The organism is Paenibacillus sp. FSL K6-0108 (genome assembly GCF_045040695.1).
Taxonomy (GTDB): domain Bacteria; phylum Bacillota; class Bacilli; order Paenibacillales; family Paenibacillaceae; genus Paenibacillus; species Paenibacillus pabuli_B.
Genome location: NZ_CP150288.1, coordinates 6,699,436 through 6,712,315, shown reverse-complemented (window position 1 = coordinate 6,712,315; position 12,880 = coordinate 6,699,436). Strand labels below are relative to the sequence as shown.

7 protein-coding genes and 1 rRNA gene are annotated in these 12,880 nt (G+C 47.9%); 7 read left to right on the top strand and 1 reads right to left on the bottom strand.

Annotation, left to right across the window (positions count from 1 at the left end; genetic code table 11):
- Positions 1–49: 49 nt before the first annotated feature.
- From MHB49_RS30670 to ligA, 6 genes are all read left to right on the top strand, one after another.
- Positions 50–982, top strand: coding sequence for a glycosyltransferase family 2 protein (locus MHB49_RS30670; protein WP_405157276.1), 933 nt, complete (start codon positions 50–52; stop codon positions 980–982).
- On the top strand, positions 979–2,379 hold the full coding sequence (locus MHB49_RS30665; RefSeq protein ID WP_405154079.1) for an undecaprenyl-phosphate glucose phosphotransferase: 1,401 nt from the start codon (positions 979–981) through the stop codon (positions 2,377–2,379). Before MHB49_RS30670 ends, MHB49_RS30665 begins: the two co-directional genes overlap by 4 nt.
- Positions 2,380–2,582: 203 nt before the next feature.
- The gene (locus MHB49_RS30660) at positions 2,583–3,458 is read left to right on the top strand and encodes a phosphatidylinositol-specific phospholipase C/glycerophosphodiester phosphodiesterase family protein (RefSeq protein ID WP_405154078.1); all 876 of its coding nucleotides are present in this window, start codon (positions 2,583–2,585) and stop codon (positions 3,456–3,458) included.
- Between the two features lie 293 nt (positions 3,459–3,751).
- Positions 3,752–4,438, top strand: a complete 687-nt coding sequence (locus tag MHB49_RS30655; RefSeq protein ID WP_405157275.1) for a heptaprenylglyceryl phosphate synthase — start codon at positions 3,752–3,754, stop codon at positions 4,436–4,438.
- A 292-nt stretch (positions 4,439–4,730) separates the two neighbouring features.
- Positions 4,731–7,091 (top strand): DNA helicase PcrA, encoded by a 2,361-nt coding sequence (gene pcrA / locus MHB49_RS30650; protein WP_405154077.1) that lies wholly within the window; start codon positions 4,731–4,733, stop codon positions 7,089–7,091.
- Positions 7,092–7,206: 115 nt separating this feature from the next.
- Positions 7,207–9,225 (top strand): NAD-dependent DNA ligase LigA, encoded by a 2,019-nt coding sequence (gene ligA, locus MHB49_RS30645; protein WP_405154076.1) that lies wholly within the window; start codon positions 7,207–7,209, stop codon positions 9,223–9,225.
- Positions 9,226–9,390: 165 nt separating this feature from the next.
- Here the strand turns inward: ligA and MHB49_RS30640 are convergent, their stop codons facing one another.
- Positions 9,391–10,650 carry a molybdopterin-dependent oxidoreductase gene (locus MHB49_RS30640; protein ID WP_405154075.1) on the bottom strand — a complete coding sequence of 420 codons (1,260 nt, stop codon included), beginning with the start codon at positions 10,648–10,650 and terminating at the stop codon, positions 9,391–9,393.
- 673 nt (positions 10,651–11,323) lie between these two features.
- Between MHB49_RS30640 and MHB49_RS30635 the strand changes: the two genes are divergently transcribed.
- A 16S ribosomal RNA gene (locus tag MHB49_RS30635) occupies positions 11,324–12,875 on the top strand.
- The last annotated feature ends 5 nt before the right edge of the window (positions 12,876–12,880 follow it).

Genomic DNA, 12,880 nt, shown 5'->3' with positions numbered 1-12,880 from the left:
ATCAGAAGCCGTCCAGACGGTCGGTTTACAATCAACGGAAGCATCTCAAATGGTCGACGCCAGCATCATCATCGTTAACTACAATACTCGTCAGCTGACACTGGATTGTCTGGAATCTGTCTATGCCTCCATTACGTCATACAGCTACGAAATCATCGTCGTGGACAACGCTTCACGAGACGACTCTGTACAAGCGATCCGAAAGGCATATCCTCAAGTCCAACTTATTGCTAACCGTGATAATACAGGATTTGCTAAAGCGAACAATCAAGGCATGAAGGTAACCAAGGGGCGCTACATTTTACTGCTGAACACCGATACCATCGTACAGCAGGATACCCTCCATACAATGATTGGATTCATGGACCGTCATCCTGAGATGGGGGCATCGGGCTGCAAAGTCATTCTCCCGGATGGCTCACTGGATAAAGCATGCAAGCGTGGATTTCCTACGCCATCGGCATCCTTTTATTACGCATTCGGTATTTCTCGCCTCTTCCCGGATCAGCCGAAGTTTAATCAGTACCAATTGGGACATCTCAGCCCGGACGATGAATATCCGGTAGACTGTCTTGTTGGTGCGTTCATGCTGGTACGTCGTGAGACGATTGAGCAGGTTGGTGGGTTGGATGAGACGTTTTTTATGTATGGAGAAGATATCGACTGGTGTTATCGCATCAAAGAGGCGGGTTGGGGCATTTTTTATTATCCGCGTACATATATTGTGCACTACAAGGGCGGCAGTGCCCGTCGCAAACCTTTGAAAATTACGTATGAGTTTCATAGAGCGATGTGGGTGTTCCACCGCAAACATTATGCGAAGCAATACAATCTGTTTACGAATGCAGCCGTGTGGATGGGCATCTCGCTCAAATTCTCGTTGTCCCTGCTGCGCAGCAAGCTGTCTCTTCCTGCCCGCCCGGGGCAGACTGTAACCCGCATGAGAGCGGAGAATGAAGCTTCTTCCGAGGTGAACCCATGATTCGGCGTAATCAGCGATTTTTAACCCAACTGTATATTGCGGCTGACTTTGGCGTGATCCAGCTTTCGTTCCTGCTGGCCTGGTGGCTGAAATTTGAAAGTGATCTGTTAACACACCAGAGCCCCTTGCCTATAGAGAAATACATGTTATGGAGTCTGATTTACGGAGTTCTTGCGATCTTCGTTGGCATGATGTCCTCTCTATACACGCCCAAGCGCAAAAAGCGTTTTGCAGACGAATTTTGGAGAATTGTTCAATCTCATGGCGTGGCCTTCTTCATGCTGCTGAGCCTGATGTTCTTTTTCAAAGAAGTAAACATCTCTCGTGCGTATCTCGCCATGTACATGATTGGCAACGTATCTTTCACATTGTTTTATCGCTATGCTGTGAAATTACAACTGAAACGATTGCGTAAAAAAGGATTTAACCGCCAGTTCGTGCTGATTCTTGGTGCAGGTTCGTTAGGCAAAAGATTTTATGACAACCTTCGAAACTATCCTGAGCTTGGATATGAGGTGACCGGATTTCTGGACGATTACCGCCGCTGGGATCGGACGGAACAGGGGAGATACAAACCAATCCTCGGTCGTATTGACCAACTGGAAGAGTTTTTGTCCAACCAGTTCATAGACGAAGTCATTTTGGCGCTGCCCCTGGATGCTCACGATAAGTACTCGCACATTATTAATGTCTGTGAGAAGGCGGGAGTGCGGACGCTAATCATCCCAGACTTCTTTGATTATTTACCGGCCCGTCCTCATTTTGATAACTTCGCTGGTATGCCTATGATCAACGTGCGTGATATCCCGCTGGATATTGCGGTGAACAGACTGATGAAGCGGGCGTTCGACATCGTTTTTTCGTTAGCTGCGATAATACTGACTTCCCCAGTAATGGTCGTTGTTGCACTCGGCGTACGAATTACGTCATCCGGTCCTGTAATTTTCAAACAGGAACGTGTTGGGCTCAACCGACGCAACTTCATGATGTATAAATTCCGCTCCATGAAAGTCATTCCTGAAGGCACAATAGACACGGGTTGGTCAACGAAGAATGATCCGCGCCGAACGGCCTTTGGCACATTTATAAGACGTACGAGTCTGGATGAATTGCCTCAATTTTTCAATGTACTGCTGGGTCATATGAGTGTAGTCGGTCCAAGACCGGAACGTCCATACTACGTGAATCAATTCCGGGATGAAATCCCGAAGTATATGATTAAACATCATGTCCGCCCAGGAATTACCGGATTGGCGCAAAGTAAAGGGCTAAGAGGAGATACCTCTATCGAGGATCGGATCGAACAGGACATCTTTTATATTGAGAACTGGTCCTTATTATTTGATATCAAAATCATATGGGAAACCATTCGAAATGGTCTCAAGAATGCTTATTAGGCTTGAAACGCTAGATTGTCCACCATTGTGAGTAACAAATAATAGCACCATTTAACAGCCGCCTTCAGGCGGCTTTTTGTTTTACACCTCTCCAATCAGGGTAGTTAGCTATCAAAAAGGAAAAACCGCACATGCTTCGTCATCTCATCATAATCATACTCTTTTTCTCTTCCCTACCACCCTACTAAGGATGTGAACGCCATATGAAACGGATTGCCGCAGTCATTTCACTACTCATCGTAACCGTGGGCACACTCTTTTTTGCCTATGACAGTCAAAGTGAGGAGCAGCACGACGGGTTTACAGCCTACCGACTGATTGCCCATGCGATGGGCAGTATCCGTGAGCAGCCTTATACGAACGCCTATGAGGCGATGATTGCCAATTATGAGAAGGGCACACGTGTGTTTGAGATCGACTTTATGCTGACATCCGATCGTGTAGCTGTAGCAAGGCATGAATGGACCGCCAACATGAGCAAAATGCTGGGACAGGATGAGGAGCTGCCGGAGGACAAACAGGCTGAGGCGCTGACACATGATGAATTTATGAATACGCCCATTCTGGGTATGTACCAACCGATGGATGCGGACGACATTATGGATGTGTTGGCCAAGTACCCGGACATGTATATCGTGACCGATACCAAAGAACAGAAAGATGAGGATATTCAGCAGGTACTGAAATCACTCGTGGACGCAGCCAAGAAACATGACCCTGCAATTCTTAATCGGGTTGTGGTTCAGATCTATAACGAGCCGATGCTCGAAACCGTGAAAGAAATTTATGCTTTTCCTTCGATTATTTATACACTTTACGCTACGCAGGATTCGGAAGCTCAGGTGATTGATTTTGTACAAAAAAATGACATCGATGCCGTAACCATGCCGGAATATAAAGTAAACCAGAATTTCGTGGCCAAGCTGAAGCAGGCTGGAGCCGTCACCTACGTGCATACCATTAATGACACCGACCAGGTGGCTAACTATGAGAAATGGGGCGTGTACGGCGTGTATTCGGATGTATTGACCGAGCAGGAACTGGATGAGATGAACACACGTTTTGCCTGGAAGCCTTGAGACAATATACTGTGATTCGAATGGATTCAGTGCTCCTAGAAAGAATGTTGAGCTCTACCCATGATGTGGATGTTCGTAGTGGAACCTTGTGTCTATACCTGACTTAAATTCTGTAGCTTCACGATCTTGCCTTATTAAAATGACAGGCTTCTCCTGCAATTTCAGGGGAAAGTCTGTGATTTTTTGTTCCCCTTTTTATACGAACATTGACACTCACTCCCTGCTGACTTAGACTTAGTTTACAAGCTTTTTAGGATGCAGAAGAACCTCTGGAGGAATGTTCGTTGATAGACATGATTAAGCAGTGGAGACATGTATTTAAGCTGGACCCGGACCGGGAAATTACGGATGGAGCACTTGACCTGATCTGCATGTCGGGAACCGATGCTATTATTGTTGGCGGGTCTTCGGGAATTACCTATGACAACACGGTGGACCTGATGTCCAGAGTACGTCGTTATGAGCTGCCCTGTGTGCTTGAAGTATCCGATCTGGAGGCAGTTGTCCCCGGTTTTGACGGATATCTGATTCCGATGGTGCTGAATGCGACGGATAGCAAATGGATGATTGGACAGCATCAGCAAGCTATTGAGCGTTACGGTTATCTGATCCCTTGGGATCTGCTTATTGCAGAAGGCTATATAGTCCTCAATGCTGACTCTACTGTTGCCCGAATGACCGGAGCGGATACGGAATTGACGACGGATGCTGCAGTTGCTTACGCCCAGGCTGCGGAACGTCTGCTTAACCTGCCTATCGTATACATGGAGTACAGCGGAACGTTTGGAGATATGGAACTGGTTGGAGAGACACATAGACAACTCACCAAGACGCATCTCATCTATGGCGGCGGGATTGATAGTCCGGACAAAGCTGGACAGGCCGCTCAGGTAGCAGACACCGTAGTGGTTGGCAACATTGTGTACAGTGATCTGAACAAGGCGCTGGAGACGGTACAAGCTGTGAAACAATCCGTTTAATCGGTTTAGTTTACCATTCCCCCAATTTCCCCTCTTGATCTGTTAAAATAGAATTTTGACCTTACTAATTAAATAAGTTACATGAGCGCAATGTCGTTTACATGAGAACGAAGAGGACAGAAATAAGCTGGAGAAGCGGAGCGTTCGCCTTTATTACCGGATTTCCACCTTTGAAAAAGTGAATCAAAAAATCCGGGAATAACAGCGATCGGAAGATTATTCTGTCATCGGAGTGGCGAGTGTAACCTAATATTCTGCTCTATCGACCAACCAACGAAAGGAGCATGCATGCATGCAACCTGTAAATATACATGATGCCGTAGCACGGCTTAACACCCCCCAACGGCAAGCCGTCGAAGCGACGGATGGACCGCTGCTAATAATGGCCGGAGCGGGTAGTGGCAAGACCCGGGTGCTTACACACCGGATTGCCTATCTGATTGCAACACGAAAAGCACCACCGTGGGGTATTTTGGCTATTACCTTTACGAACAAAGCAGCACGCGAGATGCAAGACCGGGTATCCCAACTCGTTGGCGGCTCTCAGGGTCGTGACATTTGGGTATCCACGTTTCACTCCATGTGCGTGCGTATTTTGCGCCGTGACATTGAACGTATCGGATTCACCTCCAATTTCAGCATTTTGGACTCATCTGACCAATTATCTGTCATTCGTAGTTGTATGAAAGACCAGAACATCGACACCAAGAAGTTTGAACCAAAAGCTGTACAATCGATGATGAGCACGGCAAAGAATGAACTGATCAGCCCGGAGCAATATGAGAAGCAGGCTGCTGACTATTTTGAAGGCATTGTGGCGAAGGTATATAAGATGTACCAGAAACGGCTCAGAGCCAACAACTCGCTCGACTTTGACGATCTCATCATGGCGACTATTCAACTGTTCAAAGAGGTGCCGGAAGTTCTCGACTTTTACCAAAAGAAATTCCAATACATCCACGTCGATGAGTATCAGGATACCAACCGTGCGCAGTATATGCTGTGCCGCATGCTGGCTGACAGTCATCACCGGATCTGCGTCGTAGGGGATAGTGACCAATCGATCTATCGCTGGCGTGGAGCGGATATCAGCAATATCCTGAACTTTGAGAAAGACTATCCGGAGGCACAGACCATCTTGCTGGAGCAAAACTATCGTTCCACTTCGAATATCCTGAATGCAGCGAATGAGGTAATCGGCCTGAATACGGGACGCAAACCGAAAAAACTGTGGACGGACAAAGAGGGTGGCTCCAAGATCAAGGTGTACCGTGCGGATTCCGAACATGATGAGGGGTATTTTGTAACCTCTGAGATTAGTAAAAACGTGAAGAACGGCAAATCTTATCAGAATCACGCTATTTTGTACCGTACCAATGCCCAGTCCCGGGTTATAGAGGAAATTTTGATCAAGTCTGATATTCCGTATCAGATCGTTGGCGGCATCAAGTTCTATGATCGTAAAGAGATTAAGGACATTCTGGCGTATCTTCGCCTGCTTTCCAACCCTGATGATGACATCAGCCTTACTCGGATTATTAATGTACCGAAACGCAGCATTGGGGATACAACAGTTGCGAAACTGGCAGCTGCGGCAGGAGAACGGGGGATTTCAATATTCCGTGTGCTTCAGGTCGTGGATGATCTCGGTTTTGCCGGTCGAACGCGGAATGCGCTGGTGGAGTTCTATGACATGATTGCCGCGCTGCATCAGATGGTAGAATATCTGTCTGTGACCGAACTGACCGAGAAGATTCTCGAGATGAGCCAGTACCGACTAGAGATGCAAAATGAAAACACACTCGAATCCCGTGCACGACTGGAGAACATTGATGAGTTCCTGTCCGTTACGATGGAATTCGAGAAAAATAATGAAGACAAAACACTCGTTTCTTTCCTTACCGATCTCGCATTGATTGCGGATATCGACAGCATGAACGATGATGAAGAGGATCAGAGTGACGCAGTTACCCTGATGACGATGCACAGTGCCAAAGGTCTGGAATTCCCCGTCGTCTTTATCATTGGTATGGAGGAAGGGGTTTTCCCGCACAGCCGGGCCTTCATGGACAACGAGGAGTTGGAGGAAGAGCGCAGATTGGCTTATGTGGGCATCACGCGTGCTGAAGAACAACTCTTCCTGTCTTGCGCGCAAATGCGGACCTTGTTCGGGCGCACAACAGCGAACCCGCCTTCACGTTTCCTGGATGAAATTCCGGATGAGCTAAAAGAAGATACCTCCATCGCTCGTGACCGCTACCGTCGTGGCAGCAGCGCAGGTGGATCATATGGTGGCCGTGGACTGGGAGCCAGTGGCGGGAGCAACTTTGGTGGCGGCAGTTCGGCCAAGCTTTTTGAACAACAAAGTAGAGGTGGTTCTTCTGCCACCGCATCCACACCAACTTCGCGTGTGACTACAAGTACTTCCCGCCCAGCATATGCTACGCCAACATCTGTTTCCAAGCCCGCAGCTTCTAATGGTGAAGCAGGGTTCAAGGCCGGAGATAAAGTACAACATGGCAAATGGGGAACAGGTACGATTGTTGGGGTGAAAGGTACAGGTAATGACACAGAGCTTCAGATCGCGTTCCCGGCCCCGGTGGGCCTAAAACGTCTGCTTGCAGGCTTTGCTCCCATTACCAAAGTAGAATAGATTTAAGAACGAAACATTCATGTTGCACAAGCTGGTTCTATGATCTTAGTTCCAATGCAATATGAGTGTTCGTTCTACATAGATTCAAATTATAATAACGGAGGGATGGCCCTGTATGGACCCGATGCACCGGATGGAGCAGCTTGTTAACGAGCTGAACCAGCATAATTATCAGTACTACACGATGGATCAGCCGCAGATCAGCGACAAGGAGTATGATCTTCTGTACGACGAACTGGTTACGCTGGAACAGGAGAGTGGCATGGTTTTACCTGATTCTCCGACACAGCGTGTGGGTGGTGAACTGCTCAAAGGCTTTACACCGCATCGCCATTTATCCGCATTGTGGAGCTTGGACAAAGCCCAGAATATAGAGCAGCTGCGAAACTGGAATACGCGTGTGCTCAAGCTAATTAATGACTACAACACCAAAAATCCGGATAATCCGTTGCCCGAACCGGGTTATGTCATTGAGCTGAAGTTTGACGGTCTGACCCTGAATCTAACGTACACAAACGGTGAGTTGGTTCAAGCCTCTACGCGTGGGAACGGCACTGTAGGGGAGGGCATTTTGGCTCAGGTTAGAACGATTAAATCTGTTCCGCTCAAAATCCCGTATACAGGCGGTACGATTGAAGTCCAAGGTGAAGGCATCATGAACCTGTCTGTATTGAATCGATATAATGAAACGGCAGCAGAGCCCCTCAAAAACGCTCGGAATGCCGCAGCAGGAGCACTGCGCAATTTGAATCCGAAGACTACAGCTGAACGGCGGTTGAACGCCTATTTCTATAATGTAGGTTATTCGGGTGATATTCAGTTTGCCAACCATCAGGAGATGATGGACTTTCTCCGTGAGAATCGATTCAAAGTCAATCCATCCATTACATATTTCCATGAGTTTGATGATGTGATGGAGCAGCTTGCAGCGATACAAGAGAGCCGTGGTCAACTGGACTACCTGATCGATGGAGCTGTTATCAAAATTACAGACATGCGCACCCGTGAGGTATTGGGTTACACGGATAAGTTCCCCCGTTGGGCGGTAGCGTACAAATTCGAGGCGGAAGAAACCACGACCGTTCTGAACTCTGTTGTCTGGAATGTGGGTCGTACCGGCAAAGTGACTCCGCTTGCTCGTGTAGAACCGGTTGAGCTGGCTGGGGTAACGGTACAGAACTGTACATTGAATAACGTGGGTGACATTGAGCGTAAGAATTTGAAGTTCGCCTTGGGTACACGTGTCTTTATCCGTCGTTCCAACGATGTCATTCCTGAAATCTTGGGTAAAGTGACTGAAGAAAGTGACGGCGAGGAGATTGTATTCCCTGAGCAGTGTCCGGCATGTGGATTTCCTCTGGAACAGCGTGGAGCGCATTTATTTTGTAACAACAAACTGGCGTGCAAACCGCAGACGGTGGCCCGTATTTCTCATTTTGCTTCCCGTGATGCAATGGACATCGAGACGTTTAGCGAGAAAACGGCGATTCAGCTGTACGATGAATTGAACGTGCGTGAGCCGGCTGACCTGTATACGTTGCAATTTGATGATCTGGTCAAGCTCGAACGGTTTGGTGAAAAGAAGGCAAACAACCTTATTGCTGCCCTGGAGCAGAGCAAGGATCGTGACCTCGCTTCGTTCCTGTACTCACTGGGAATTCCGAATACAGGTAAATCAACTACACGCATGCTGGCTGATCATTACCGTGACCTGCATGCCATTATGAATGCAACGGCAGAGGAGCTCGTTGAACTTCCGGACGTAGGCGGCATTGTTGCCGAGAGCATTGTGAATTTCTTTGCCGATCCGTTTACCCAGGCGGCCATCGAGAAGATGCTGAATTTGGGCGTGAAAGCTCAAGCGCCTGAGGCACCAGCAGCGATTGTGGAAGATTCCTTCTTCAGTGGCAAAACGGTCGTGCTCACCGGAACGCTGCACCAACTCACGCGCGAAGAGGCAACGCAGCGGCTGGAAGCTCTAGGAGCGAAGGTAACGGGCAGTGTCTCCAAAAAGACAGACCTTGTTATTGCCGGAGAGAAGGCTGGCTCCAAACTGACCAAAGCCCATGATCTCGGCATTCCTACCATTGAGGATGAGGACGAACTTGTACGTCTTTTGAATCCACAAGGATAAATCCTGAGTGTGGGGTAGGCTATGATTTAGTTGTCAGTTTATCCAAGTAAGTAATAAATAACTTAAAGACCCCCATACCACGATTAAGTGGAATGAGGGTCTTTAAGTTACGCGTTTATTTAAACTTAACTGTATCTCGTAGTAATTTTGAATCAGTGGTTCAGATCAGGAACGTACCTGAGTAGCACCAGTAAGCCATGCATCCTTGTCGTATCCTCGTTCTTCCCAATAGCCGATATGTTCGCTGTCAATCAGTTCAATACGATTCAGCCATTTGACGGACTTATAGGCATACATCTGGGGAATGACCAAACGTACCGGACCGCCCAGGTCTGCTGGAATCGGTTTGCCATCATGCATGACAGCTATCATAATATCCTCCATCTGTGCCTGATCCATTGTAATGGCGTCTGTATATACACCATCTCCGGAATAGAACTTGACGCTGTGCGCTTCGGGTTTCACTCCGGCTTGGGTCAGTAATTGCTTAAGAGGTATGCCTTCCCAAGTGTTCTTGTATACAGACCAGCCTGTAACGCAGTGAAAATCACTGACTTGAACGGTACGTGCAAGCTTCACAAACTGCGCCCAGTTCCATACTTGCGCCCGTTCGACAAGTCCATCAATCTTGAATGACCAGTTTGCATTGGAAAAGGAAGGTATCGGTGTCACTGTATATACACGAAAATGACCTTCGGCTCCGCCTCCCATCGGTGGTGAAGAAGCAGGCAATGCTTGTGGTAAGGGTACCATGTGATTGGGATCGTTCTCCAGCATGCTATCAATACTGTTGTCTATATTGAGGTTTCGTCCAACCCATGATATAAAAGTAGGTCCCAAAGTCACAGCTAGCCCGACGCCTACAGCAGACCGAATAAATGCCCGCCGTGTATACACGGGTTGAGGTTTCTCTGATTGGTGGGGAGGACCTTCTGCGACAACTGTTGTTGCTTTTACTGCACGGCGTGCAGGATCTTTTAACCATCTCGTTCGCGTGATGGAGTGGTAGATAATATAAGGCAGGCCCACCCAAGTCAGCAAATCATGAATCAAAAGCGCGGCATTTGACCATCTCGGTCCAGCGAGCTTGAACTGCCACAACACAATACCAGATAACAGCCACCCTACCAGCAGTGCAAGAACAACGATTGTATTTGCTCTCTGCCAAGGCCTATTCCGAAGTTGTTTCCAGTGCTTTCCCGCCAAAAGTAAGTAATACACCACGGGTGCCAGCATGGCTAACCCGACAATAATATGTAGCCACTTTAACCATACGCGTCCAATCCCGAGTAATTCACGCCAGAAACCACCAACCAACATAAGACCTGATACCGCGAGGATGACAACAATCCAGGCATTCCAGGCATGAATGGAAACAAGCTTTTTACCGTAACCCTTTCGAATGTTCTTCAGCCATTGCTTCATATGCGTTCACCCCATATAGGTTATTCATCTGTGCACTTTCAATATAAATGAAGCCGATTGTAATCAGAAAGCGGGTGCTTGTGTAGGTGTCATTGAGAAATGATTGCCATAACTAATTAAACGGAGTATACATCCTCATTCTATATTATATATACCGTATTATATTGCCTTTGGATCACTTGAATCAAAAGGGGAGGGAAAACACTTCTTATATAGAAGTATCCTCTAAGTGGGTTATCTAATACTATTTGTCATAAGTAGATGTGCTCATCTACTTATAGTAATCAGAATTTATGTATTCAGTCACCCGAAGAATCTGTATGTATATAGAGCTGATCTTTCGATTGATGTTGTTGAGAGGATTCTTAGTTATCGGGGAGGTGGGTTAACAAACGTTTATATTAAGGTTATTATAAAGTGCTTGCTAAATGAATTAGATCATGATATATTATTTCTTGTCGCCTCAAACGAAAGATTGTCGAAACGCTTTGAACGCTGACAAAAAAAAGTTGACAGTAAGTTAGTCAACATGATAAGATGAAATTCCTGTCCGGTTGACAAGCATTAACACAAACGGACAACAAGTTCTTTGAAAACTGAACAAATGGATAGTAACTTTTGATTCATAATGAATCGTCAGATTCAAAATGAGCTCATCGCTCTTTTCAATACTTTATTGGAGAGTTTGATCCTGGCTCAGGACGAACGCTGGCGGCATGCCTAATACATGCAAGTCGAGCGGACTTGAAGAGAAGCTTGCTTCTCTGATGGTTAGCGGCGGACGGGTGAGTAACACGTAGGCAACCTGCCCTCAAGTTTGGGACAACTACCGGAAACGGTAGCTAATACCGAATAGTTGTTTTCTTCGCCTGAAGGAAACTGGAAAGACGGAGCAATCTGTCACTTGGGGATGGGCCTGCGGCGCATTAGCTAGTTGGTGGGGTAACGGCTCACCAAGGCGACGATGCGTAGCCGACCTGAGAGGGTGATCGGCCACACTGGGACTGAGACACGGCCCAGACTCCTACGGGAGGCAGCAGTAGGGAATCTTCCGCAATGGGCGAAAGCCTGACGGAGCAATGCCGCGTGAGTGATGAAGGTTTTCGGATCGTAAAGCTCTGTTGCCAGGGAAGAACGCTTGAGAGAGTAACTGCTCTCAAGGTGACGGTACCTGAGAAGAAAGCCCCGGCTAACTACGTGCCAGCAGCCGCGGTAATACGTAGGGGGCAAGCGTTGTCCGGAATTATTGGGCGTAAAGCGCGCGCAGGCGGTCATTTAAGTCTGGTGTTTAATCCCGGGGCTCAACCCCGGATCGCACTGGAAACTGGGTGACTTGAGTGCAGAAGAGGAGAGTGGAATTCCACGTGTAGCGGTGAAATGCGTAGATATGTGGAGGAACACCAGTGGCGAAGGCGACTCTCTGGGCTGTAACTGACGCTGAGGCGCGAAAGCGTGGGGAGCAAACAGGATTAGATACCCTGGTAGTCCACGCCGTAAACGATGAGTGCTAGGTGTTAGGGGTTTCGATACCCTTGGTGCCGAAGTTAACACATTAAGCACTCCGCCTGGGGAGTACGGTCGCAAGACTGAAACTCAAAGGAATTGACGGGGACCCGCACAAGCAGTGGAGTATGTGGTTTAATTCGAAGCAACGCGAAGAACCTTACCAGGTCTTGACATCCCTCTGACCGGTACAGAGATGTACCTTTCCTTCGGGACAGAGGAGACAGGTGGTGCATGGTTGTCGTCAGCTCGTGTCGTGAGATGTTGGGTTAAGTCCCGCAACGAGCGCAACCCTTGATCTTAGTTGCCAGCATTTCGGATGGGCACTCTAAGGTGACTGCCGGTGACAAACCGGAGGAAGGTGGGGATGACGTCAAATCATCATGCCCCTTATGACCTGGGCTACACACGTACTACAATGGCCGGTACAACGGGCCGCGAAGCCGCGAGGTGGAGCTAATCCTAAAAAGCCGGTCTCAGTTCGGATTGCAGGCTGCAACTCGCCTGCATGAAGTCGGAATTGCTAGTAATCGCGGATCAGCATGCCGCGGTGAATACGTTCCCGGGTCTTGTACACACCGCCCGTCACACCACGAGAGTTTATAACACCCGAAGTCGGTGGGGTAACCGCAAGGAGCCAGCCGCCGAAGGTGGGATAGATGATTGGGGTGAAGTCGTAACAAGGTAGCCGTATCGGAAGGTGCGGCTGGATCACCTCCTTTCTATG

What these genes read in the sequence shown, in the direction of transcription:
- MHB49_RS30640 (WP_405154075.1), bottom strand. Translation starts at nt 10,650, where the DNA reads ATGAAGCAATGGCTGAAGAACATTCGAAAGGGTTACGGTAAAAAGCTT.
- ligA (WP_405154076.1), top strand. Translation starts at nt 7,207, where the DNA reads ATGGACCCGATGCACCGGATGGAGCAGCTTGTTAACGAGCTGAACCAG.
- MHB49_RS30665 (WP_405154079.1), top strand. Translation starts at nt 979, where the DNA reads ATGATTCGGCGTAATCAGCGATTTTTAACCCAACTGTATATTGCGGCT.
- pcrA (WP_405154077.1), top strand. Translation starts at nt 4,731, where the DNA reads ATGCAACCTGTAAATATACATGATGCCGTAGCACGGCTTAACACCCCC.
- MHB49_RS30660 (WP_405154078.1), top strand. Translation starts at nt 2,583, where the DNA reads ATGAAACGGATTGCCGCAGTCATTTCACTACTCATCGTAACCGTGGGC.
- MHB49_RS30655 (WP_405157275.1), top strand. Translation starts at nt 3,752, where the DNA reads ATGATTAAGCAGTGGAGACATGTATTTAAGCTGGACCCGGACCGGGAA.
- MHB49_RS30670 (WP_405157276.1), top strand. Translation starts at nt 50, where the DNA reads ATGGTCGACGCCAGCATCATCATCGTTAACTACAATACTCGTCAGCTG.